Origin of the sequence: Streptomyces hawaiiensis (assembly GCF_004803895.1) — a bacterium.
GTDB classification, from domain to species: Bacteria; Actinomycetota; Actinomycetes; order Streptomycetales; family Streptomycetaceae; genus Streptomyces; species Streptomyces hawaiiensis.
On sequence record NZ_CP021978.1, the window covers coordinates 7,335,237 to 7,359,227 of the forward strand.

Annotated in this window: 20 protein-coding genes and 1 pseudogene; 8 read left to right on the top strand and 13 right to left on the bottom strand. The window is 71.2% G+C overall.

The features are described 5' to 3' along the window. Nucleotides 1–186: 186 nt before the first annotated feature. Together CEB94_RS33600 and CEB94_RS33605 are read right to left on the bottom strand one after the other, a co-directional pair. Entirely contained in the window at nt 187–1,593 is a 1,407-nt protein-coding gene (locus CEB94_RS33600; protein ID WP_175435725.1) for a DUF2252 domain-containing protein, read from the bottom strand. A 3-nt stretch (nt 1,594–1,596) separates the two neighbouring features. After that, nucleotides 1,597–2,175: a potassium channel family protein gene (locus CEB94_RS33605; RefSeq protein ID WP_175435726.1), complete on the bottom strand. Its 579-nt coding sequence runs from the start codon at nt 2,173–2,175 to the stop codon at nt 1,597–1,599. A 187-nt stretch (nt 2,176–2,362) separates the two neighbouring features. Here CEB94_RS33605 and CEB94_RS33610 point away from each other — a divergent pair, with 187 nt between their 5' ends. Together CEB94_RS33610 and CEB94_RS33615 are read left to right on the top strand one after the other, a co-directional pair. After that, the gene (locus CEB94_RS33610; protein ID WP_175435727.1) at nt 2,363–2,833 is read left to right on the top strand and encodes an SHOCT domain-containing protein; all 471 of its coding nucleotides are present in this window, start codon (nt 2,363–2,365) and stop codon (nt 2,831–2,833) included. 32 nt (nt 2,834–2,865) lie between these two features. Continuing rightward, nucleotides 2,866–3,282, top strand: coding sequence for a DUF7144 family membrane protein (locus tag CEB94_RS33615; protein ID WP_175435728.1), 417 nt, complete (start codon nt 2,866–2,868; stop codon nt 3,280–3,282). Between the two features lie 11 nt (nt 3,283–3,293). On the opposite strand, the gene CEB94_RS33620 is transcribed toward CEB94_RS33615, so the two are convergent. Next, nucleotides 3,294–5,339: a SpoIIE family protein phosphatase gene (locus tag CEB94_RS33620; RefSeq protein WP_175435729.1), complete on the bottom strand. Its 2,046-nt coding sequence runs from the start codon at nt 5,337–5,339 to the stop codon at nt 3,294–3,296. A gap of 152 nt (nt 5,340–5,491) precedes the next feature. On the opposite strand from CEB94_RS33620, the pseudogene CEB94_RS33625 reads away from it, so the two are divergent. Continuing rightward, nucleotides 5,492–6,321 (top strand): annotated as a pseudogene (locus CEB94_RS33625) (alpha/beta fold hydrolase). 224 nt (nt 6,322–6,545) lie between these two features. Continuing rightward, nucleotides 6,546–10,442 carry a glycoside hydrolase family 2 TIM barrel-domain containing protein gene (locus CEB94_RS33630; protein WP_175435730.1) on the top strand — a complete coding sequence of 1,299 codons (3,897 nt, stop codon included), beginning with the start codon at nt 6,546–6,548 and terminating at the stop codon, nt 10,440–10,442. 25 nt (nt 10,443–10,467) lie between these two features. On the opposite strand, the gene CEB94_RS33635 is transcribed toward CEB94_RS33630, so the two are convergent. Continuing rightward, complete coding sequence (locus CEB94_RS33635) at nt 10,468–10,830, bottom strand: ArsR/SmtB family transcription factor (protein ID WP_175435731.1); 363 nt, start codon at nt 10,828–10,830, stop codon at nt 10,468–10,470. A gap of 143 nt (nt 10,831–10,973) precedes the next feature. Here CEB94_RS33635 and CEB94_RS33640 point away from each other — a divergent pair, with 143 nt between their 5' ends. The 3 genes from CEB94_RS33640 to CEB94_RS33650 are packed head-to-tail and all read left to right on the top strand — an operon-like array spanning nt 10,974 to nt 13,683. Further along, entirely contained in the window at nt 10,974–12,443 is a 1,470-nt protein-coding gene (locus CEB94_RS33640) for an AlkA N-terminal domain-containing protein (protein ID WP_175437277.1), read from the top strand. Between the two features lie 8 nt (nt 12,444–12,451). Next, complete coding sequence (locus CEB94_RS33645; protein ID WP_175435732.1) at nt 12,452–12,934, top strand: methylated-DNA--[protein]-cysteine S-methyltransferase; 483 nt, start codon at nt 12,452–12,454, stop codon at nt 12,932–12,934. Between the two features lie 35 nt (nt 12,935–12,969). Then, on the top strand, nt 12,970–13,683 hold the full coding sequence (locus CEB94_RS33650) for a bleomycin resistance protein (RefSeq protein ID WP_175435733.1): 714 nt from the start codon (nt 12,970–12,972) through the stop codon (nt 13,681–13,683). Here CEB94_RS33650 and CEB94_RS33655 read toward each other — a convergent pair. The 3 genes from CEB94_RS33655 to CEB94_RS33665 form a co-directional block, all read right to left on the bottom strand. Then, nucleotides 13,643–14,398: an SIR2 family NAD-dependent protein deacylase gene (locus CEB94_RS33655; protein ID WP_175435734.1), complete on the bottom strand. Its 756-nt coding sequence runs from the start codon at nt 14,396–14,398 to the stop codon at nt 13,643–13,645. The genes CEB94_RS33650 and CEB94_RS33655 overlap by 41 nt on opposite strands. 88 nt (nt 14,399–14,486) lie before the next feature. Beyond that, nucleotides 14,487–14,981, bottom strand: coding sequence for an NUDIX domain-containing protein (locus tag CEB94_RS33660; protein ID WP_175435735.1), 495 nt, complete (start codon nt 14,979–14,981; stop codon nt 14,487–14,489). A gap of 42 nt (nt 14,982–15,023) precedes the next feature. Beyond that, on the bottom strand, nt 15,024–16,097 hold the full coding sequence (locus CEB94_RS33665; RefSeq protein ID WP_175435736.1) for an ADP-ribosylglycohydrolase family protein: 1,074 nt from the start codon (nt 16,095–16,097) through the stop codon (nt 15,024–15,026). A 294-nt stretch (nt 16,098–16,391) separates the two neighbouring features. Here CEB94_RS33665 and CEB94_RS33670 point away from each other — a divergent pair, with 294 nt between their 5' ends. Then, the gene (locus CEB94_RS33670) at nt 16,392–17,510 is read left to right on the top strand and encodes a glycerate kinase (protein ID WP_175437278.1); all 1,119 of its coding nucleotides are present in this window, start codon (nt 16,392–16,394) and stop codon (nt 17,508–17,510) included. Between the two features lie 72 nt (nt 17,511–17,582). Here the strand turns inward: CEB94_RS33670 and pssA are convergent, their stop codons facing one another. The 6 genes from pssA to CEB94_RS33700 all read right to left on the bottom strand — a co-directional run bounded on the left by pssA (nt 17,583) and on the right by CEB94_RS33700 (nt 23,989). After that, nucleotides 17,583–18,365 (bottom strand): CDP-diacylglycerol--serine O-phosphatidyltransferase, encoded by a 783-nt coding sequence (gene pssA, locus CEB94_RS33675; protein ID WP_062931704.1) that lies wholly within the window; start codon nt 18,363–18,365, stop codon nt 17,583–17,585. A 58-nt stretch (nt 18,366–18,423) separates the two neighbouring features. Beyond that, a complete protein-coding gene (locus CEB94_RS33680) occupies nt 18,424–19,080 on the bottom strand; it encodes a phosphatidylserine decarboxylase (RefSeq protein ID WP_010038789.1) in 657 nt (218 codons plus the stop codon). Nucleotides 19,081–19,252: 172 nt separating this feature from the next. Beyond that, entirely contained in the window at nt 19,253–20,458 is a 1,206-nt protein-coding gene (locus tag CEB94_RS33685; RefSeq protein WP_175435737.1) for an acyl-CoA dehydrogenase family protein, read from the bottom strand. A gap of 2 nt (nt 20,459–20,460) precedes the next feature. Continuing rightward, entirely contained in the window at nt 20,461–20,973 is a 513-nt protein-coding gene (locus CEB94_RS33690) for a MaoC family dehydratase (RefSeq protein WP_031136470.1), read from the bottom strand. A gap of 5 nt (nt 20,974–20,978) precedes the next feature. Next, the gene (locus tag CEB94_RS33695; protein ID WP_175435738.1) at nt 20,979–21,944 is read right to left on the bottom strand and encodes an HpcH/HpaI aldolase/citrate lyase family protein; all 966 of its coding nucleotides are present in this window, start codon (nt 21,942–21,944) and stop codon (nt 20,979–20,981) included. Further along, nucleotides 21,941–23,989 (bottom strand): protein meaA, encoded by a 2,049-nt coding sequence (locus tag CEB94_RS33700; RefSeq protein WP_175435739.1) that lies wholly within the window; start codon nt 23,987–23,989, stop codon nt 21,941–21,943. Before CEB94_RS33700 ends, CEB94_RS33695 begins: the two co-directional genes overlap by 4 nt. Between the last annotated feature and the right edge of the window lie 2 nt (nt 23,990–23,991).

The following is a 23,991-nucleotide window of genomic DNA, read 5'->3' on the forward strand; positions in this document are numbered from 1 at the left end:
CGCACGCCGCCGGGGTGCCGCCGGCGGGCGAGGCCGGCTGCCCGGCGGAGGCGGCCCCGGATGGACCGGCGGACGCTGACCTGCCCGGCCTCCGACCCGGAGTGCCGGAACCGGACCACCGTGGTCGGGTTCGACGCACTCGACCGGACGACCTCACCCGGAGGCCCACGACCCGCTGCCGCGGGACTACTCCGCCGCGCGGACCCGGCCCGAGCGGACCGCCGCGCCCAGCGCCTCGAAGTCCCGCTCGTTCTGGTCGGCGTACGCCTGGGCGAACACGGTGAGCGCACGGTCGAAGCGGTCGCCGCCGCCCAGGTAGGCCGCGAGGGCGACGGGGTCGCCGGAGCGTGCGTGGGCCCGTGCCAGGCTCGCCCCGCACAGCCGCCCGAACAGCCGCAGCAGGCCGGGGTCCATGGTCTCCGGCCGGGCGATGCCCTTCCAGTCGCGCAACTGCCGTACGTAGAAGTCCCGCTCGTGCCCGTCGAGCCCCACCGCGTGGGTCCAGCCCAGCAGGATGTCGCTGGTCGTCTGGATCAGCCGCTGTCCCGCCACCACGCGCCGGCCCTGGTTGTCCCAGCGGTCGCCGCCGCTGTGGACGGCGAGCACCGACTCCTGTGCCTCCTTGGCCTGGAGCAGCAGGGGATCGTCGTCGTCCCGGCCGAGCAGCAGCACGATCCAGCAGCGGGTGCCGACGCTGCCGACCCCGACCACCTTGCGGGCGATGTCCACCGGGCGGTAGCGGCGCAGCAGATGCCGGCGCTCCGACGACAGGGTCCGGGCGTAACCCTCCAGGACGGCGCGCAGCTCCTTCTCCCGGCCGTGCGGCGAGGAGTCGTCCGCCAGGTCCCGCAGCGGGGTGATCAGCGGCGGGTCCGGTGTGATCCGCCGCCCCTCGGCCGTGGCCCGGGTGAGTTTCGCGTAGGCCTGCATATGGGTGCGGGTCCGCGCGTCGGCCGTGGCCTTCGCGGTGCGGCGCCGCGCCTCCTTGGGCATCGACGCGGCCATCAGCTCCCGCAGGCGGTCGGCGTCGTCCTGGGCGTACCAGATGTCCAGGGTGCGCATCCCGGCGAACTCCCGCATCCGCCGCCGGTAGGCCCGGACACACGTCTCCACCACGCTGATCTGCTCCGCCGCCGAGAAGCCGTTGGCGCGGCCCGCGATGGCGAAACTGGCCGCGAGCCGTTTGACGTCCCACTCGAACGGCCCGGCCAGCGTCTCGTCGAAGTCGTTGATGTCGAAGACCAGGTGGCGCTCCGGCGAGGCCAGCAGCCGGAAGTTCAGCAGATGGGCGTCCCCGCACAGCTGCACCCGCAGCCCGGTGTCCGTGGTGGCCCCGAGGTCCGCCGCCATGATCGCCGCCGCGCCGCGGTAGAAACGGAACGGGGACTCGAGCATGCGGCCGTAGCGGATCGGCACCAGCTCCGGTACGCGGGTGGCCGACTGGCGCTCCACCACCTCGACCGGGTCGAACCGGTCCGGCCCCGCCTCGAACCCGGCCTGGGACGACCGCGGCACCCGCCGCCGCGCGTCCCGGCCCGCGGCCGTCCGCTCGGCCGGTGACACGAAGGTCGTGAAGGGGCTCGGTACGGTCATGGCTCAGCCCTCCGGCTGCGAGGGGAAGTCGTCCGAGGGCTCCCGGCCCTGCCGGCGCAGTCCCGCCCGCACCGCGCCGGCCAGGATCCGCGCCGCCACGCCCACCAGCAGCAGCCCGCCCGCCATCTGCGTCATCGTCAGCACCCGCCCGGTCTGGGAGCGAGCCGCGATGTCGCCGTAGCCGACGGTGGTGAACGTGGTGAGCGTGAAGTACAGGGAGTCCGTCTTGGTCAGCGGCTCGCTGAACGACCCCGGGGTCGTGTGCTCCAGCAGGAAGTAGGCGCCCGCGAAGAGCAGCAGGAACAGCGCCAGCGTCGTGGCCAGGGCCTCGACGGCCTTCAGCCGGGGGTAGGGCGAGGTCACGATGGCCCGCACCTCCCACCAGAAGACCACGACCACCAGCAGCAGACCGCAGGCCAACAGCACCGAATCGCCGCTCGTGCCCCGCCCGTCCAGGGGCAGCAGGTAGTAGACCGTGATGAGCCCGGCCGCGATGAGCACGGCACGCAGGACGGCCGAGACCGCCGCGCGCCGCGGCTGCCCCGGCCGCCGCCGGTACGGCACCTCCGCTGGATCGTCCATCGCGTGTCTCTCGGTCTCGGTCCTGGCCCCCGGCACCCGGGCACCGCACAAGGCCTGCCCCACCACCCCAGCGCCCCGGCGCCCCGTACGGATCACCCGCCACGGGTGAGGCGCCCCGGCCCGGGCCCCGAGCAGGCTGGGGTCGACGGGGACGGCCGTCGGGCGTGCCCCCGGGACGGAGACCGACATGAGCGCGCAGAACTACCTGGCGTACGACTTTCCGCTGCTGAGCGCCTTCTGGTCGATGCTGTGGTTCTTCCTCTGGATCATGTGGTTCGTCCTGCTCTTCCGGGTGGTCCTCGACATCTTCCGCGACGATTCCCTGAGCGGCGGGGCCAAGGCCGGCTGGCTCGTCTTCTGCGTCGTCCTGCCCTTCCTGGGCGTGTTCGTCTACGTCCTCGCCCGCGGCCGGAACATGGGCCGCCGGGAAACGGACCAGGCCCGCGCCCAGCAGCAGGCCTTCGACAGCTACATCAGGCAGACCGCCCGGGGCGGCGAGAACCGGACCAGCAGCGTCGACGAGCTCGCCAGGCTGTCCGAGATCCGCTCCCGCGGCGACATCACGGACGAGGAGTTCCGCAGGGCGAAGGAGCTGGTACTCAGCGGTTCCGGAGCCTCGGGCGCCTCGGCCCCCGGCACCCCCACCTCCGGTCGCTGACCGCGCCGGACCCAGCAGAAGCGAGGTAGCAGATGACCGCCACACACCCCACGCACGGGCACACGACGGCGAAGCACGGCTTGGCCACCGGCATGATGGTCTTCGCGGCCGTCATGCTCATGATCGCCGGGATCCTGGCCGTCTTCCGCGGTATCGCGGCGATCGCCGAGGACGAGGTTTTCGTCTCGACCCGCAACTACATCTTCGAGTTCGATCTCACCGGCTGGGGCTGGATCCACCTCGCCCTGGGCGTGGCCGCCGTGCTCATCAGCATGGGCCTGTTCCAGGGGGCGGGCTGGGCGCGCGTCACGGGCGTGGGCATCGCCGGACTCGTCATCATCGCCAACTTCCTCTCCCTGCCGGCCTACCCGGTCTGGTCCGTGATCATGATCGCGATGTCCGCGTTCATCATCTGGGCCCTGTGCAGCCCACGCAAGGGTGACACCTGAGCCGTCGCGGGTCAGGCCCGCCTGCGGACCAGCAGCAGGGCCACGTCGTCGTCCGGTTCGGGACTCAGCGCGCTGAGCAGACTGTCGCTCGCGCGCTGAAGACTGGGCCCCGCGCTGCGGAGCAGCCGGGTCAGTGTGTCGAGGCCGGTGTCGATCGGCTCCGCGCGGTTCTCGACCAGCCCGTCCGTGTACAGGGCGAGCAGGGAGCCGGGGGCGAGTTCCACCTCCACCGTGCCGAACTCCACGCCGCCGACCCCGAGCGGCACACCACCCGGCACGTCGACGAGCCTCGCGCTGCCGTCCGCACCGGCGAGCACCGGCGGCAGATGCCCGGCGCTGGACAGCTCGCAGGTGCCGCGCCCCAGGTCGCACACCGCGTACACGCACGTGGCGATCGCGTCGCCGAGCGAGCCGGCGATGTCGTCGAGGTGCCGCAGCAGCTCAGCGGGCGGCAGGTCCAGCCGGGCCAGCGCCCGCGTCGCCGTGCTCAGCTGCCCCATGATCGCCGCGGCCTGGACGCCCTTGCCCATGACGTCCCCGACGACCAGCCCGGTGCGCCCCGGGCCCAGCGGCAGGACGTCGTACCAGTCGCCGCCGACCTCGCTGAGGGCCGGGCGATAGCGGGCGGCGATGTCCAGCCCCTCCCGCTCGGCGGGTGTGCTCGGCAGCAGGCTGCGCTGCAGGGTCAGGGCGGTGCCGCGTTCGCGGCCGTAGAGGCGGGCGTTGTCTATGCAGATCGCGGCGCGGGCGGCCAGTTCCGAGGCGAGCACCTGGTCCCGGCCGTCGAAGGGGCGCTCGTTGACCGTGCGGTACAGCGAGAGCGTGCCGAGCACCTTGCCCCGCGCCACCAGCGGCAGCGCCAGGTAGGAGTGGGCGCCGGCCTCGTGCAGGGCCAGGGCGGCCCGTGAGTCCCGGGCCAGACGCCGCAGCATCTTGCCGTCCACCCGCTCGACCAGGACCGGACGGGCGCTGCGGACGCACTGCGTGATGATCCGCGACGAGCCGTACGTGGCCAGCTCGCCCACGGGGTCGGCGGCGTGGATGGCGTCGGTGGGGTAGCCGGCCGCGACGGCCAGCGCCCGGAACTCGGCCGGTGCGCCGCCCGACACGGGCGCGATGGTGCCCCGGGCCACGACCGACTCCAGGACGTCCACCGCGGCCAGGTCCGCGAGATGCGGCACGACCACGCCGGCCAGCTCCCGGGCGGTCTGCTGGAGGTCGAGCGTGGTGCCGATCTTCATCCCCGCGTCGGCGATCACCGACAGGTGCTGGCGCGCCTGCGCCACCTCGGCGGCGGCCTGCTGGCGCTCGGTGACGTCCAGCACGGCCATCGCGAGCCCGAGCACCCGGCCGTCGGTGTCCTCGATGCGGTGGTACGACTCCGAGTAGGCGCGCTCCTGGACGTCTGCCGCCGTACGCCCGACGGTCTGCTGGTCGAGCAGCGGCCTGCCGGTCTCCAGGACGTGCCGCATCCGGGCCTCGATGGTCTCCACGTCCAGGTCGGGCAGCACCTCGCCGATCCGGCGCCCCAGTACGGCCTCCTCGGGCACGCCGTTGATCCGCTCCAGCGCGGGGTTGACCCCGACCCAGCGCAGGTCGTTGTCGAAGACGGCGATGCCGAGCGGGGTCTGGTTGACGAGGCTGTGCGAGAGGGCGAGGTCGCGCTCCACCCGCCGTACGGTCGTCGCGTCCGTGGCGAGTCCCAGCAGGTGGGGCTGCCCCTCGGGGTCGAGGAGGCGCATCGTACGGAACTCCACGGCGCGTTCCGTGCCGTCGCGGTGCCGCAGCGGGAAGACACCGGCCCACCGGGCGCCCGTGCTGACCTGGGCGAACAACTCCCTGCCCCGGGACCGGTTCGCGGGGGAGACCAGGAGGGTGTCGGCGCGCTGACGCAGGGCCTCCTGCGCACTCCAGCCGAGCAGCTGCTCGATCTCGGGGCTCCACAGCGCGATGTGCCCGCCCGGGTCCAGGACCACCGCCGCGACCTTCAGCAGTTCCAGCAGCCCGCCGGGCGCGGCCGTGACGGCGTCGCGGTCCGAGGTCGCATACCCGTTCATGCGAGCCGCTCCTTTCGGCGCGGCAAAGGTACCGCCATGATCTGGTGCGCTGGCTGTCCGATGAGGTCACATTACGGTCGGAGGAGCGGCACTGTCGCGCCGAAATGACAAAAAACCGCGGGTCGGCACACCCGGCGGGAGGGAGCGGCGTGATGGGGGACTGGACACTGCGGGAGAGCCTGGTCACCGCCTCGGGGCCGGTGCGCTGGGACCGGCTCGGCGAGCCCGGCGGTGAGCCGGTCGTGCTGCTGCACGGAACGCCCTTCTCGTCGTACGTGTGGCACGAGGTCGCACCCGCCCTGGCCGCCGCCGGGCACCATGTGCACCTGTGGGACATGGCGGGCTACGGCACCTCCGCCATGCACGCCGGCCAGGACCTCTCGCTGGCCGCCCAGGGCCGGATCCTCACCGAACTGCTCGCGCACTGGGGACTGCGGGACCGTCCGTGATCGCACACGACTTCGGCGGATGCGTGGCCCTGCGGGCCCACCTGCTGCACGGGGCCCGCTACCGGCGGCTCGCGCTGGTCGACCCGGTGGCCCTGAGGCCCTGGGGTTCCCCCTTCTTCCGGCTGGTCGGGGAGCACAGCCAGGTCTTCGAGCAGCTCCCGGCAGCGCTGCACGAGGCCCTGGTGCGCGAGTACGTCTCCTCCGCGAGCCATCTCGGCCTGCGGCCCGCCATCCTCGACGCGCTGGTCGGGCCCTGGACGGGGGAGGAGGGGCAGGCCGCCTTCTACCGGCAGATCGCGCAGGCCGACCAGCGCTACACCGACGAGATCCAGCCGCTGTACCCCACGATCGACCTGCCGGTGACGGTCTGCTGGGGCACCGAGGACACCTGAGTCCCGTTCACCAAGGGGCAGGAACTGGCCGCCCTGATCCCGGGTGCCCGCCTGGTGCCCGTCCCGCAGGCCGGCCATCTCGTTCCGCTGGACGCCCCCGCCCTGCTGACGAGCGAGTTGCTCAGCTTCCTCACGGTCTGAGAGCCCGTCCGACACCGGGGAACCATCAGGACCGCACAAAGTCCGACGGGGTCATTGCTTCGTTTGTGTTCGAGTCCTAGGGTGTGCCTGCTCAGCAGTTGCTCCGTCACCGTCAGTTGCACGCGTCCCAACAGAAACACCCATCAGGGATGGGCAGTTGGGCATCCCATCTGACATGCCCTCAGTCCGTGCAGCACCCTGTCGAACCGAGGAAGGCCACGGTCATGCCGCACCCGCACCCGCACCCCTCTCCCGCCGACCGGCCGGTCGTCAGCCGCCGCCGACTGCTGGAGGGGGGAGCCGCCGTGCTCGGCGCGCTCGCCCTGTCCGCGTCGCCCGCCGCGGCACACGCGGCCGGCCGGCGCCCGGCGGCGGACGGCCCTCCGGAGTGGAACGACGGCCTGAGCGTGTACCGGGTGGGCACCGAGCCACCGCACACCACCCTCATGCCCTACGCGGACCTCGGGCAGGCACTGAAGGGCGACCGCGAGCGCTCGCCGTACCGGCTGAGCCTCGACGGCACCTGGAAGTTCGCCTACGCGGACCGCCCCGACGACCGGGACACCGACTTCCACCGCACCGACGTCGACGACTCCGGCTGGGACACCATCCCCGTGCCCTCGGCCTGGCAGATGCACGGCTACGACTTCCCGATCTACGTCAACATCACCTACCCCTGGTGGGGCCCCAACGGCGGCGGCGAGGACGCCCAGCCGCCGGCCGCCCCCACCCGCTACAACCCCGTCGGCCAGTACCGCCGCACGTTCACCGTGCCCCGCAACTGGAAGGGCCGGCGCACCTTCCTGCACTTCGAGGGCGTCAAGTCCGCCCACTACGTGTGGATCAACGGCGCGCTGGTGGGCTACCACGAGGACTCCTACACCTCCGCCGAGTACGACATCACCCGCCACCTCAAGCCGGGCACCAACCAGATCGCCGTCGAGGTGTACCGCTACTCCGACGCGGAGTGGCTGGAGGACCAGGACATGATCCGGCTGAGCGGCATCTTCCGCTCGGTCCACCTGTACTCCACCCCGAACGTGCACCTGCGCGACTTCCGCCTGGACACTCCGCTCGGCGACGGCTATACCTCCGCCGAGCTCAAGGTCACCGCGCACGTACGCGACTACGGCGGCGAGGGCGCGGGCCGCTACACCGTCGAGACCCAGCTCTACGACGCGCGCGGCCACGCGGTCTGGTCCCGGCCCCTGAAGGGGTCCGCCGACGTCCCCGACGGCGACGAGGCGACGGCCGAGGCCTCCAGAGCCGTCCCCTCGCCGAAGCTGTGGTCGGCCGAGCACCCGAACCTGTACACGGCCGTGCTCCGCCTGCGCGATCCGGCCGGCAAGGTGGTGGAGACCCTCTCGCACCGGGTCGGCTTCCGCGAGTTCGCGCTCAAGGACGGCCTGATGCGCATCAACGGCAAGCCGGTCTCCTTCCGCGGCACCAACCGCCACGAGATGCACCCCGTCACCGGCTCGGCGCTCACCCGCGCGCAGATGGTCGAGGACATCGAGGTCATCAAGCGGCTCAACATCAACAGCGTCCGCACCTCGCACTACCCCAACAACCCGCTCTGGCTCGAACTCGCCGACGAGTACGGTCTGTACCTCGTCGACGAGACCAACCTCGAAACCCACGGCATCCGCGACAAGTTCCCCGGCAGCGGCCACCCGGAGTGGACCGAGGCGTGCGTGGTCCGCGCCCAGAACATGGTCCACCGCGACAAGAACCACGCCTCGGTGGTCATCTGGTCCCTGGGCAACGAGGCGGGTGGCGGCACGACCTTCAACGCCATGTACGACTGGATCCGCTCCTACGACCCCTCGCGCGTCATCCAGTACGAGGGCGACGACCGCCCGGGCATCAGCGACATCCGCTCCGAGATGTACGACAGCCCGCAGCGGGTCGAGCAGCGCGCCAAGGACACGAGCGACACCCGGCCGTACGTGATGATCGAGTACTCCCACGGCATGGGCAACTCCAACGGCAACTTCAAGAAGTACTGGGACATCGTCCGCCGCTACGACGTCCTCCAGGGCGGCTGGATCTGGGACTTCGTCGACCAGGCCCTCAGCTGGCCCGCCCCGGCCCGCAAGCTGCTCACCGAGTCCGGCCCGGGCTCGCTGCGCGGTGAGATCATCGCGCCCGCCGGCACCTTCGACCGCGCCAAGGGCGTCTCCGGCGGCACCGTCTTCCCCCGCGACACCCGCCTCGACCTCACCGGCTCCCTCACGCTGGAGGCCTGGGTCACCCCACACGTGACCGGCGGCCACCAGCCGATCATCGCCAAGGGCGATACCCAGTACGCCCTCAAACAGTCCGACAAAACCCTGGAGTTCTTCATCCACGGCGGCGGCCAGTGGGTCACCGCGAGCTGGGCGCTGCCCGACGGCTGGACCGGCCAGGAGCACCACGTCGCGGGTGTCTTCGACGCGGACGCGGGCACGCTCACCCTGTACGTCGACGGCCAGGTGCGCGGCACCAAGACCACCACCCGGCGTCCCGCCGACAACACCGCGTCCCTGTCGCTGGCCACCGACATCGACAACCCGACCCGCGAGTTCAGCGGCACCATCCGCCGGGCCCGCGTGTACGCCCGCGCCCTCAGCGCCGCCGAACTGGCCTCGGACACCCGCAAGCCCGACGACGAGGGCGTGCGCTTCTGGTTCGACGCCGCCACCGTCGGCTTGACCGAGAAGCGCCCGCGCGACAAGACGTTCTACGCCTACGGCGGCGACTGGGGCGACAACCCCAACGACGGCGCCTTCGCCGGGGACGGCATCGTCCTGCCCGACCGCACGCTCACCGGCAAGTCCGCCGAGGTCAAGCAGATCTACCAGTCCGTCAACGCCACCCCGGCCTCGGGCGGCCCCGGCGCCGTCACGCTCACCAACGAGTACCTGTTCACCAACCTCCGCGAGTTCGAAGGCCGTTGGTCCCTCGTCGCCGACGGCGAGGTCGTCCGGCGCGGCCGGCTGACCCGCGACCAGCTGAACGTCGCGCCGCTGAGCAGCAAGGACATCAACATCCCGGTGCGCCTCCCGGCGAAGCCCGAACCCGGCACGGAGTACTTCCTCCAGCTCTCCTTCACCACCAGGGAACCCACCCGGTGGGCCAAGGCCGGCTTCGAGGTCGCCAAGCAGCAAATCGCCCTCGACGCGGGCAGCCCGGCCGTGAAACCCGCGCCGCTGCGCGGCGTGCCCGCCCTCAGCCACACCGACGGGGACAAGACCGTCACCGTCAAGGGCAAGGGCTTCGCCGTCACCGTCGACAAGAGCACCGGAACCATCACGTCCTACGAGGCGGGCGGCACCCGGCTCATCACCTCCGGCCCCGTCCCGAACTTCTGGCGGGCGCCCACCGACAACGACCGCGGCAACGGCCACCACACCCGCAACCAGGTGTGGCGCGACGCCGGCGCGAAGCGCAAGGTCGCGGACGTACGGGTACGGCCCCTGGACGACCGGGCCGTCGAGGTCACCTTCACCGGCACGCTGCCCACCGGCACGGCGTCCACGTACAGCACGACGTACACGGTCTTCGGCAACGGCGAGATCAAGGTCGACAACACCCTGCACCCGGGCGCGGCGAACCTGCCGTACATCCCGGAGGTCGGGACCCTGCTGTTCCTGCCGAGGAGCCTGGACCGGCTGCACTACTACGGCCGGGGCCCCGAGGAGAACATGTGGGACCGCAACAACGCCACCGACGTGGGTCTGTATTCCGGCACCGTCTCCGGGCAGTGGACCCCGTATCTGCGCCCCCAGGAGAACGGCAACAAGACCGACGTCCGCTGGGCCGCGCTGACCGACGGCAGGGGGCGCGGACTGCTCGTCTGCGGTGAGCCGCTGCTGGAGGTCAACGCCTCGCACTTCACCCCCGAGGACCTGTCCGTCGGGGCCCGCCACGACTACCAGCTCACCCCCCGGGACGCGGTGGTCCTGCGGCTCAACCACCGCCAGATGGGCGTGGGCGGCGACAACAGCTGGGGCGCGCACACGCACGACGAGTTCAAGCTGCTCGCCAACCGCGACTACGCGTACACCTACCGGCTGCGGCCGCTGACGCGGGTGAGCGAGGCGATGGAGGCCTCGCGACGGCCGACGGCCACCAGTTAGCCCGCCGGGTGACAGCGGCGCCGCCTCAGTCGGCGGCGTCGCTGATGCCCAGGCGCAGATGCTCCACGTGGAACACGGCCTGGTCGAGCAGCTCGGCGACATGGTGGTCGTGCAGCGCGTAGACCACCGAACGGCCCCGCCGCTCGCCCACGACCAGGCCCAGATTGCGCAGCAGCCGCAGCTGGTGCGAGCAGGCCGACTGCTCCATGCCCACCTCGGCGGCCAACTCCGTGGCCGGCAGCGGGCCCTCGCGCAACCGCGCCAGGATCAGCAGCCGGGAGGGTGTGGACAGGGCTTGGAGCGTGGTGGCGACCTTCGCGACGTTGTCCGCGTCCAGGCGTACGCGCTCGCCGGCGTCCTGCACGGGGGTGACGGCTCCATGACCCATGACGTCATCGTACCGGCCCCGCACGAACACATGAATGAATCTTCATCTGTCTCGTTGGGGTGAGGAGGCGCGGGCACGTCGATGTCGGATTCTCGCCAGCCCCGCCCGGCCCGGTGCCGGATGCTGGACCCATGCAGATGGGGATGCACACCGACACCGAGCGCTGCGTGCGCGCCGTCCGGTCGAAGGACGCACGGTTCGACGGCTGGTTCTTCACGGCCGTCCTGACCACCGGCATCTACTGCCGTCCCAGCTGCCCGGTGGTGCCGCCCAAGCCGGAGAACATGGTCTTCCACCCCAGCGCGGCGGCCTGCCAGCAGGCCGGCTTCCGGGCCTGCAAACGCTGCCGGCCCGACACCAGCCCCGGCTCCCCGGAGTGGAATCAGCGCGCCGACGTCGTGGCCCGTGCCATGCGGCTGATCGCCGACGGGGTCGTGGACCGTGAGGGCGTGCCCGGCCTCGCCGGCCGGCTCGGGTACAGCACCCGGCAGGTCGAGCGGCAGCTCCTCGCCGAGCTGGGCGCGGGCCCTCTCGCGCTCGCCCGGGCCCAGCGCGCCCAGACTGCCCGGCTGCTCATCGAGACGACCGCCCTGCCCATGGCGCAGATCGCCTTCGCCGCCGGTTTCGCCTCCATCCGGACCTTCAACGACACGGTCCGCGAGGTCTTCGCCCTGCCCCCGAGCGAGCTGCGCGCCCGCGCCCCGAAGCGGCAGGGCGCGAGCACCCCCGGCGCCCTGTCGCTGCGGCTGCCGTTCCGCGCCCCGCTCAACCCCGACAACCTCTTCGGCCACCTCGCGGCGACGGCCGTACCCGGCGTGGAGGAGTGGCGCGACGGCTCCTACCGCCGCACCCTGCGCCTGCCCTACGGCCACGGCGTCGTGGCCCTCACCCCGAACCCGGATCACATCGCCTGCCGCCTCACCCTCAGCGACCTGCGCGACCTGACCGTCGCCATCAGCCGCTGCCGCCGCCTGCTCGACCTGGACGCCGACCCCGTCGCGATCGACGACCAGCTCCGCACGGACCCGGTCCTGGCACCGCTGGTCGACAAGGCGCCCGGCCGGCGTGTGCCGCGCACAGTCGACGAGGCCGAGTTCGCCGTTCGGGCCGTGCTCGGCCAGCAGGTCTCCACCGCCGCCGCCCGCACCCACGCCGCCCGTCTCGTCACCGCGTACGGCGAACCGGTCGACGACCCCGAGGGCGGCCTCACCCACCTCTTCCCGGCCCCCAAGGCCCTCGCGGCGCTCGACCCCGAGACGCTGGCGATGCCACGCACCCGCCGCACGACCTTCACCACCCTGGTCCGCGCCCTCGCCGACGGCGACCTCCACCTGGGCGTCGAGAGCGACTGGCCGCGCACCCGCGACCGGCTCCTCGCCCTGCCCGGCTTCGGCCCCTGGACGGTGGACGTCATCGCCATGCGCGCCCTGGGCGACCCCGACGCCTTCCTCCCCACCGACCTCGGCATCCGCCGCGCCGCCCGGGAACTGGGCCTGCCGTCCACACCCGCCGCGCTCACCGCACGCGCCGGGGCCTGGCGCCCCTGGCGGGCCTACGCGGTCCAGTACCTCTGGGCGACCGACAGCCACCCGATCAACTTCCTTCCGGTATAGGACGTCCGATGAAGCAGCACACCGTGACCGACAGCCCGTACGGCCCCCTCACCCTCGTCGCCGACGACGGGGTCCTGTGCGGCCTGTACATGACCGACCAGCGCCACCGCCCGCCGGAGGAGACCTTCGGCACCCGCGACGACACCCTCTTCGCGGAGGCGGAGGAGCAGCTGAAGGCCTACTTCGCGGGCGACCTCGAGGAGTTCACGGTCGAACTCCGCCTGAACGGCACCCCGTTCCAGCGCACCGTCTGGGACGAACTGCGCCGCATCCCGTACGGCGAGACCCGCACCTACGGCCAACTGGCCGACGCCCTCGGCACCCCCACCGCCTCCCGCGCGGTGGGCCTGGCCAACGGCCGCAATCCCATCGGCATCATCGTGCCGTGCCATCGGGTGATCGGGGCGAGCGGGAGCCTGACGGGATACGGCGGCGGGCTGGAGCGCAAGCAGCGCCTGCTGGACTTCGAACGCGGAGCCGCCCTTTTCTGACGCCACAGCTCATCAAATTTGACTAGACTGCGGTCATGCCGGAGAAGACGATCCCGATCCTGCCGTGCCGCACCCTCCAGCCCGTCCTCGACTTCTACACCGCCCTCGGATTCGAGGTGACGTACCAGCAGCGCAGCCCCAACCCCTACGCGGTCGTGGAACGCGGCGGCATCGAGCTGCAGTTCTTCGCGATGAAGCAGTACGAGCCGACCGTGTCGTTCAGCACCTGCTACGTCCTGACCGACGACGTCGACGGCCTCTACCAGGCATTCCGGGCCGGGCTCAAGGAGACGTACGGAAGGGTCCCCACCCGGGGCCTGCCCCGGGTCGGGCCGCTCAAGGACATGTCGTACGGCGTGCGGCAGTTCCTCATGACCGACCCCGGAGGCAACTGCGTCCGCGTCGGGCAGCGCACGGGCCAGGAGCGCCACCACGGGCCCGCCCCCGAGGAGACGTTCGCGCGGGCCCTGCACTTCGCGTCGCTGCTGGCGGACTCCAAGGGGGACGCGGCGGGCGCCGCCAAGGTCATCGACCGGGTGCTGTGCCTGACGGACGAGACACCGACGCGCGTCCAGCTGCTTCAGCTCCTCGTGCTGCGCGCGGACGTAGCGGGACGGCTCGGCGACGAAGAGGCGTCCGCGACCGCCCTCGCCCGCGCCGCCGCGCTCGACCTCGCCGAAGCCGAACGCGACCGGGGCCGCGACGCGCTCACACGCCTGGCGGACCTGCGGAGCCCGCCTCTGCCGTGAGGCCGCGCAGCACCTCCGGCAGCGCCGTGCCGATCGGATCGCGGACGAGCTCGTCGGCACGGTCGTCGTACGGCGTCGGCTCGGCGTTGACGATGATCAGCCGGGCGCCGTGGTCGGCGGCGACCCCGGCGAGACCGGCGGCGGGCTGGACCTGAAGAGACGTGCCGACGGCGACGAAGATCTGGCAGCCCTTGCTGATGGCGACCGCCTGACCGAGGACGACGGGGTCGAGCCGCTCGCCGAACATCACCGTCGCCGGCTTCAGGATCCCGCCGCACTCCCGGCAGGGCGGGTCGTCCTCACCGGCCTCGACCCGGGCGAGCGCGTCCGCCATCGGGCCGCGGGCGTGGCAGCCGGTGCAGACGAAACTCCGCGCCGTACCGTGCAGTTCGAGCACCTTGCGGGCGGGCATCCCGGCGAGCTGGTGCAGACCGTCCACGTTCTGGGTGATCACCCGCACCGGCACACCGGACCGCTCCAGCTCGGCGACCGCCCGGTGCGCGGCGTTGGGCTCCGCCCGCAGCGTCCGGTTCTCCCGCCGCATCCGCCAGGAGCGGCGGCGGATCTCCGCGTCACCCATGTAGTACTCGTACGTGACGAGCTTCTCGGCCTCGGGGTCCCGCCGCCACAGTCCGTTCAACCCGCGGTAGTCGGAAATCCCGGAGTCGGTGCTGATGCCGGCACCGGTGAGCAGGGCGACAAGGGGCTTGGCCATGTCACCGAGGGTAGGCCGGGGCGCAGGGCGGCGGCGAGCGGATATCCAACGGGACGCCGAGGGTGTGAGGTACGGGTGGTGGGGCCCGTCAGAACACCCGCCGGCCGTTCTCCAGCTCCGCCGTGCCCGACCCGTCGGCCAGAACGTCGAGGGCGGCCAGGACACGGCCGCCGAGGGCACCCGGCAGATAGGCGGTCAGCTCATCGCGCGGAACCAGCCGCCAGGACAGCAGCTCCTCCTCCTGGAGGCGGATCGCCTTGAGCTCGTCCTCGCTCAGCACCCCACCGTCGTACAGATACGCCACCAGCGGCGGACGGCCCGTGCCGTGCACCCAGTCCACCGCCAGCAGCCGGCCGGGCTCCCGGTCCAGGCCGATCTCCTCGGCCGTCTCGCGTCGCGCGCCCTGCCGCGGGGTCTCGCCGTCGTCGGACTCGACGGTGCCGCCGGGCAGCGCCCAGCCCTCCCGGTAGTTGGGCTCGACGAGCAGCACCCGGCCCTCGCCGTCCCGGAACAGCGCGGCGGCGCCGGCCAGGACGCGGGGCAGGGACGCGATGTAGGCGGCGAAGTCAGGAGAGGAAGTCACCGGTGCAGGGTAACCACCGGATCCCGTCTCATCCTCCGGCGGTCAGGCCGCCGGCTCCGCCAGCCGCAGCGTCCGCTCCGCCAGTTCGCTGATCCGCACCCCGTCGAAACCGAACACCGCGCTGCGGACCGTGTCCTCCAGCGGGACCGTCCACTTGTCGGGGATGGCCGCCGCCCCGCCGAACACGCCGGCCACCGAACCCGCGGTCGCGCCGTTGGAGTCGGTGTCCAGGCCTCCGCGGACGGTCAGGGTGATGGTGCGCGTGAAGTCGCCGTCGCCATAGAGCAGACCGGCGGTGAGGACGGCCGCGTTCGGCACGGTGTGGATCCAGCCCATGCCGGTGGTCTCCTCGGCGACCGTGGTGAGCGTGTCCTCCCAGGACATCCGGGTGTCGTGCAGGGAGACCACCCGGCGTACCGTGCGGGCGAGGCGGCTGCTCGCCGGGATCACCGCCAGGGCCTCGTCGACGGCGTGCCGCACGGTGGGTGCGGTGAACGCCGCCGCGATCAGCGCCGCCGCCCACATCGCCCCGTAGACCCCGTTGCCGGTGTGCGACAGCACCGCGTCCCGCCGGGCCAGCAGGGCGGCGCGGCGCGGGACGCCCGGGCAGGTCCAGCCGAAGATGTCGGCGCGGATGAGGGCGCCGATCCACTCCTGGTACGGGTTGTCGTACGTCGCCGTCAGCGGCGGCTTCAGCCCATTGGCGAGGTTGCGGTACGCGGCCCGCTCGGCGGTGAACGTCTGCAGATACGGCAGCCGCAGCAGCCACAGGTCGCCGACCTGCTCGGTGCTGAAGCCGAAGCCGTGGGTCTCCAGCAGGTCGAGGCCGAGGATCGCGTAGTCGACGTCGTCGTCACGGCAGCTGCCGTGGATGCGGCCGCGGACGCACTGGCGCCATTCCGGGCGCAGCTCGAAGCCGTCGTGCTCGCTGATCGGCTCGGGCAGGTAGTCGGTGAGGGGGAGGGCGGCGGCCTGCCTGAGGTAGCGGTCGATGCGCTCGCGGGTCCACACCTCGCCCTGCTCGACCGGCTTGCCGAGCATGTTGCCCGCGATGCGGCCCTGCCAGCCGCCGAGGATGCGGTTCGCCAGGTCTGTCTCGGTGCTTGCGGGGGTCATGGTTACGGTTTACCCGTTTCGGGGCAGGTCTGCGGTGCGTCCGGCGGCTGCCGGTGCGTCGTGTCCGGTCGCGCCCGCGCGTCGCCAGCCGCATGCCGGATGCGGCCCCGCCCCCTAGGAGCCGCGGTGCCCCCAGGAGCCTCGGTCCAGAGGCTGGGCAGAGGCTGACGCCCGGGGTGTCCTCCGGTTAAGGTCACAGCGGCGCGACTGGCCTTGACGTGCGTGAGGGCCCGGAGAGCAAGGGGAGTGCAAGTGGCGGACGCTGCAGTGAGCGACACCTGGAAGGCACCGCGGGTGCTCGTCGCCGCGGACAAGTTCAAGGGGTCGCTGACGGCCGTGGAGGTCGCCGAGCGGGTCACGGCCGGGCTGCGCCGGGTCGTGCCGGACCTCGAGGTCGAGGCGCTGCCCGTGGCCGACGGCGGCGACGGGACCGTGGCCGCGGCGGTCGCGGCCGGGTTCGAGCGCCGGGAGGTACGGGTCGCCGGCCCCCTCGGCGACGAGGTGACGGCGGCGTTCGCGCTGCGCGACGGCACCGCCGTGGTGGAGATGGCCGAGGCCAGCGGGCTGCAGCGGCTGCCCGCCGGGGTCTTCGCGCCGCTCACGGCGTCCACGTACGGCTCCGGCGAGCTGCTGAGGGCCGCGCTGGACGCGGGCGCCCGCACGATCGTCTTCGGGGTCGGCGGCAGCGCCACCACCGACGGCGGTGCCGGGATGCTGTCGGCGCTCGGCGCCCGGTTCCTGGACGCCGACGGGGAGCCGGTGCCACCGGGCGGCGGCGGACTCGTCAAGCTGGCCACCGCCGACCTGTCGGGACTGGACCCGCGCCTCGGTGAGGTCGAGCTGGTCCTCGCGAGCGACGTCGACAACCCGCTGACCGGCCCGAAGGGCGCACCCGCGGTCTACGGCCCGCAGAAGGGCGCCTCGCCCGACGACGTGACGGCCCTGGACACCGCCCTCGCGCACTTCGCGAAGGTGCTGGAGGGACCGGTCGGCCCGAAGGCCGCCGAGTACGCGGCATCGCCGGGTGCGGGCGCGGCGGGGGGCATCGGCTACGGCGCCCTGCTGCTGGGCGCGGCGTTCCGCCCCGGCATCGAGGTCATGCTCGACGTCCTGGGCTTCGCGCCCGCCCTGGACCGTGCCGACCTGGTCATCACCGGCGAGGGCTCCCTCGACGAGCAGACCCTCCACGGCAAGGCCCCGGCGGGTGTCGCCGCGGCGGCCCGTGCCGCGGACAAGGACGTCGTGGCGGTCTGCGGCCGCCTCGCCCTGCCGCCCCAGGTTCTGGGCCGCGCCGGTTTCCGTCGGGCCTACCCCCTGACGGACGCGGAGCCGGACGTGGCGAAGTGCATCGCCGAGGCGGGCCCGATCCTGGAACGGGTCGCGGAACGCATCGCCAGGGACTTCCTGACCTGAGCCTCTTCAGAACAGGCAAAGGGCCCCGAACCGTTACCGGTCCGGGGCCCGAGCCATGTCAACGCCACGGCGTCACGGCAGCTGCGCCGCCCGCGCCTCGCGGCGGTTGTCGCGGAAGTTGTTCACCCGCCGAGCCGTCGCGAACAGCGGAATCACCGCCCCCGTGACCAGCTGGAGCGCGCACCCCGTCTGCAGGAGGAGCTGTCCGCCGGGCGCGCCGAACGCCCAGGCCGCCAGCAGACCCATGGACAGGACGATCCAGGTCAGCATGGCCACCGCGAGCCAGCCACGCGGCTTCGGGTACTCGACCCGGCTCACCATCAGCCACGCCGTCCCCACGATCGCCAGCAGTGTGGCCTCGAACGGGAGCTCCAGCAGCACGATCGCGACGACCGTCAGCGCGCCGAACGGCGAGGGCATGCCCTGGAAGGTGCCGTCCTTCACCGTCACGCACGAGAAGCGCGCGAGCCGCAGCACCACCGCCAGCAACACCACGATCGCCCCGACCGCGGCCACCCGCTGGTGCGCGTCGTTCGCGACCATGCCGTAGACGAGGACGAAGTACGCCGGCGCCAGACCGAAGCTGATCAGGTCGGAGAGGTTGTCCAGCTCCGCGCCCATGGGGGAGGAGCGCAGCTTGCGCGCCACCAGGCCGTCGAAGAGGTCGAAGACCGCCGCGCAGAGCATGAGGATGACCGCCGTGGCCGCGCTGTGGCGGGCCATGCCGGTCTCCTGGCTGCCCGTGAGGTGCGGGATCAGGATGCCGGTGGTGGTGAAGTACACCGCCATGAAGCCGCACGTGGCGTTACCCAGCGTCAGGGTGTCCGCTATCGACAGGCGAAGAGAGAGGGGCATCTCCTCTTCTTCGTCGACCTCGCCGGCTTCCGGGACCCAGCCGGCCTTGGTGTCAGGATCAATCACGGTCAATGCGAGTCACCCCAGCCACGGTCTTCTGACCGACCTCGACCGCGACCTCCACGCCCTCGGGCAGGTAGAGGTCGACACGTGAGCCGAAGCGGATCAGGCCGATCCGCTCGCCCTGCTCCACCTTCGTGCCCTGGGGCACGTAGGGGACGATGCGGCGGGCGACCGCGCCGGCGATCTGGATCATCTCGATGTCGCCGAGCTCGGTGTCGAAGTGCCAGACGACGCGCTCGTTGTTCTCGCTCTCCTTGTTGAAGGCGGGAACGAAGCCACCAGGCACGTGCTCGACCGACGTCACCGTGCCGGCCAGCGGCGCGCGGTTGACGTGGACGTTCAGCGGGCTCATGAAGATCGCGACGCGGGTGCGGCCGTCCTTCCACGGCATGATGCTCTGCACCACACCGTCGGCGGGAGAGATGACCCGGCCCTGGGTGATCTCGCGCTCGGGGTCGCGGAAGAACCACAGCATTCCCGCCGCGAGCGCGGTGGCGGGAACGGCGACGGCCTTGGCGGCGCCGGAGCGCCGGGCCCGGGCCAGGCTGAGGGCTGCGGTGGCGACGGTCGGAAGGAGCCACGGCGATGCTCCGCGCGCGAGGCGTACGCCGGCCCGGCTGTCGCGAGGTGCAGAGGTTTGGCTGTGGGGCATGGATGACCTTCGTAGCGGAGATGATGCCGCACTCTGACGGGGGACGGCGGCTTTCCGGCGATCGTAGCGGCTCGGGGCCGTAACTGGGTAAGCCAGGCAGCCGAGTCGGCGGCAGAAGAGCGCTGACGGGGTGTGATCTTCTTCTCCAAGAAAACACCCCGTATCCGGACATCTAGCCCTGGAATCGATACTCTTCGAGCAGCCGCCTGCCGATGATCATTTTCTGGATCTCGGCGGTACCTTCACCGATGAGCAGCATCGGGGCCTCACGGTAGAGGCGCTCGATCTCGTACTCCTTGGAGAAGCCGTAGCCGCCGTGGATCCGGAAGGCGTCTTCGACGACCTCCTTGCAGTACTCGGAGGCGAGGTACTTCGCCATCCCAGCCTCGAGGTCGTTTCGCTCCCCGGAGTCCTTTTTGCGTGCTGCGTTCACCATCATCGCATGGGCGGCCTCGACCTTGGTAGCCATCTCGGCCAGCTTGAACTGGATCGCCTGGTGCTGGGCGATCGGCTTCCCGAAGGTGTGACGCTGCTGCGCGTACCGGACACCCAGTTCGAACGCACGCTGGGCGACGCCGCAGCCACGCGCCGCCACGTTGACGCGGCCGACCTCGACGCCGTCCATCATCTGGTAGAAACCACGGCCGGTGACCCCGCCGAGCACGCGATCCGCAGGAATCCGCAGGCCATCCATGATGAGTTCGGTGGTGTCGACCCCCTTGTAGCCCATCTTGTCGATCTTGCCGGGGATCGTCAGGCCGGGGTGCACCTCGCCGAAGCCGGGCTCCTTCTCGACCAGGAAGGTCGTCATCGACTTATGGGGCGCGGTGCCCTCGGGGTGACCTTCGTCACTTCTGACCAGAACGGCCACCAGAGACGACGTTCCGCCGTTCGTCAGCCACATCTTCTGGCCGTTGAGGACGTACTCCTCGCCGTCCTTCACCGCCTTCGAGGTGATCGCCGAGACGTCCGAGCCGAGACCCGGCTCCGACATCGAGAAGGCGCCCCGGATGTCACCGGCCGCCATCCTCGGCAGGAAGTGGTCCTTCTGCTCCTGCGTGCCGTGCTGCTTGAGCATGTACGCCACGATGAAGTGCGTGTTGATGATGCCGGACACCGACATCCACCCGCGGGCGATCTCCTCCACGCACAGCGCGTAGGTCAGGAGCGACTCACCCAGACCCCCGTACTCCTCGGGGATCATCAGGCCGAACAGGCCCAACTCCTTCAGACCGTCGACGATCTGCTGCGGGTACTCGTCACGGTGCTCCAGCTCCGTGGCGACCGGAATGATCTCCTTGTCCACGAAGTCCCGGACAGTGGACAGGATCTCCTGCTGGACGTCCGTCAGACCGGCGGTCTGGGCGAGTCGCGCCATGGCTACTTCTCCTGCTCCTTGAGCTCCGGGCGCCCGGGCTGCTCGCCGCCGCGCTCCTTGATGTACGTCTCGGTCGGCACCATCACCTTGCGGCGGAACACACAGACCAGCGTGCCGTCCTGCTTGTAGCCCTTGGTCTCGACGTAGACGATGCCGCGGTCGTTCTTGGACTTCGACGGCCACTTGTCGAGCACGGTCGTCTGGCCGTAGACCGTGTCGCCGTGGAACGTCGGCGCCACGTGCTTGAGCGACTCGATCTCCAGGTTGGCGATGGCCTTGCCGGAGATGTCCGGCACGGACATGCCGAGCAGCAGCGAGTAGATGTAGTTCCCGACGACGACGTTCTTGCCGAAGTCCGTCGTCTTCTCCGCATAGTTCGTGTCCATGTGGAGGGGGTGGTGGTTCATCGTGAGGAGGCAGAACAGGTGGTCGTCGTACTCCGTGACCGTCTTTCCCGGCCAGTGCTTGTACGTCGCCCCGACCTCGAACTCCTCGTAGGTGCGCCCGAACTGCATCGCGCTCAGCCCTCCGGAATCTCGAACTTGCTGGTGCGCTGCATGCCGGCGGCGCGGCCCTTGCCGGAGACGACCAGGGCCATCTTGCGGCTGGCCTCGTCGATCATCTCGTCGCCGAGCATCGCGGAGCCCTTCTTGCCGCCGGCCTCGGACGTGTAGTAGTCGTACGCGTCCAGGATCAGCTCGGCGTGGTCGTAGTCCTCCTGGGACGGCGAGAAGATCTCGTTGGACGCCTCGACCTGGCCCGGGTGCAGCACCCACTTGCCGTCGAAGCCGAGCGCGGCGGCGCGCTGGGCGACCTCGCGGTAGCCGTCGATGTTGCGGATCTGCAGGTAGGGGCCGTCGATCGCCTGGAGGTTGTTGGCGCGGGCGGCCATCAGGATCTTCATCAGGATGTAGTGGTAGGCGTCCGCCGGATAGCCGGGCGGCTGCTCGCCCACGACCAGCGACTTCATGTTGATCGACGCCATGAAGTCCGCCGGGCCGAAGATGATCGTCTCGACGCGCGGCGAGGCCTGCGCGATCTCGTTGACGTTGTTCAGGCCCTGGGCGTTCTCGATCTGCGCCTCGATGCCGATCTTGCCGACCTCGAAGCCCATCGTCTTCTCGATCTGCGTCAGCAGCAGGTCGAGGGCGACGATCTGCTGGGCCGTCTGCACCTTCGGCAGCATGATGCAGTCGAGGTTCGGGCCGGCGCCCTCGACGACCGTGACGACATCGCGGTACGTCCATTCGGTCGTCCAGTCGTTGACGCGCACGACCCGCGTCTTGCCCGTCCAGTCGCCCTCGTTGAGGAACTTGACGATGGTGTGCCGCGCCTCGGGCTTGGCCAGCGGGGCGCACGCGTCCTCCAGGTCGAGGAAGACCTGGTCGGCGGGGAGGCCCTGTGCCTTCTCCAGGAAGCGGGGGTTGCTTCCGGGGACCGCGAGGCAGGAGCGTCGCGGACGCAGACGGTTGACGGGCGTGGTCATGCGGGGACCTCCAGGGGGTCGAGCTTGTTCGCTTTCCGGATCTCGTCGACGATGCGGCCGATGATTCCGGTGATGTCGAAGTCCTTCGGGGTGAAGACCGCGGCCACTCCGGCTGCCCTGAGCTGCTCGGCATCACCGTTCGGGATGATGCCACCGGCGATCACCGGAATATCTGTGGCACCCGCCACACGCAGCCGTTCGAGCACGTCCGGCACCAGCTGGGCGTGCGAGCCGGACAGGATGGACAGGCCGACCGCGTGCACGTCCTCGGCGACAGCCGCGTCGACGATCTGCTCGGGCGTCAGCCGGATGCCCTGGTAGACCACCTCGAAGCCGGCGTCACGCGCGCGCACGGCGATCTGCTCGGCGCCGTTGGAGTGCCCGTCCAGGCCCGGCTTGCCGACCAGGAAGCGCAGCTTGCCCACACCGAGGTCCTTGGCCGTGAGGTCCACCTTGCGGCGGACCAGGGCCAGCGTGCTGCCCTCCTCGACGGGGACGGCCACCGGCGCCGAGGAGACGCCCGTGGGCGCCCGGAACTCACCGAACACCTCGCGCAGGGCCCCGGCCCACTCGCCCGTCGTCGCACCGGCGCGGGCGCACTCCAGGGTGGCCTCCATGAGGTTGTCGTTGCCGCGGGCGGCCTCCTTCAGCCGCTCCAGCGCCTTGCAGGGCCGCGGGTGGTTGAAGGGAGGCTGGTAGCGGCTGTCGCGCCACTGCTGGAGCGAGGCGATGACCCGGGCCTCGACCGCCGGGTCCACCGTCTGGATCGCGGTGTCCAGGTCGGCGGTGAGCGGGTTCGGCTCGGTGCCCTCGAAGATGTTGACGCCGATGATCTTCTCCTGGCCGGACTCGATCCGGCCCCGGCGCTCGGCGTGCGAGGCGACCAGCTGCGACTTGAGGTAGCCGGACTCGACGGCCACCATCGCGCCGCCCATCTCCTGGATGCGGTCGATCTCGGCGGACGCCTCCTCGACCAGCTGGTCCACCTTCGCCTCGATGACCTTCGAGCCCTCGAAGATGTCCTCGTACTCCAGCAGATCGCTCTCGTACGCCAGCACCTGCTGGATGCGCAGCGACCACTGCTGGTCCCAGGGGCGGGGCAGGCCAAGGGCCTCGTTCCACGCGGGGAGCTGCACGGCACGCGCGCGGGCGTCCTTGGAGAGGGTGACGGCCAGCATCTCCAGGACGATCCGCTGGACGTTGTTCTCCGGCTGCGCCTCCGTCAGGCCCAGGGAGTTGACCTGGACGCCGTAGCGGAAACGGCGCTGCTTGGGGTTCTCGATGCCGTACCGCTCACGGGTGACGCTGTCCCAGATGCGGTTGAACGCCCGCATCTTGCACATCTCCTCGACGAAGCGGACGCCCGCGTTCACGAAGAAGGAGATGCGGGCCACGACATCGCCCATGCGTTCCTGCGGCACCTGGCCGGAGTCGCGCACGGCGTCGAGGACGGCGATCGCGGTGGACATCGCGTACGCGATCTCCTGGACCGGCGTGGCGCCCGCCTCCTGCAGGTGGTAGCTGCAGATGTTGATCGGGTTCCACTTCGGCATGTGGGAGACCGTGTACGCGATCATGTCCGTCGTCAGGCGGAGCGAGGGGCCCGGCGGGAAGACGTGCGTCCCGCGGGACAGGTACTCCTTGACGATGTCGTTCTGGGTCGTGCCCTGGAGCTTGGTGATGTCCGCGCCCTGCTCCTCGGCGACGACCTGGTAGAGCGCCAGCAGCCACATGGCGGTGGCGTTGATCGTCATCGAGGTGTTCATCTGCTCCAGGGGGATGTCCTGGAACAGCCGGCGCATGTCACCGACGTGCGCGATCGGCACCCCGACCCGGCCGACCTCGCCGCGGGCGAGGATGTGGTCGGAGTCGTAGCCGGTCTGCGTCGGCAGGTCGAACGCCACCGACAGACCCGTCTGGCCCTTGGCGAGGTTGCGCCGGTACAGCTCGTTGGACGCCTCGGCGGTGGAGTGACCGGCGTAGGTGCGCATGAGCCACGGCCGGTCCCTTTCTTTGTGCGCCTGCGGCGTCTGACCCTCAGTCATGC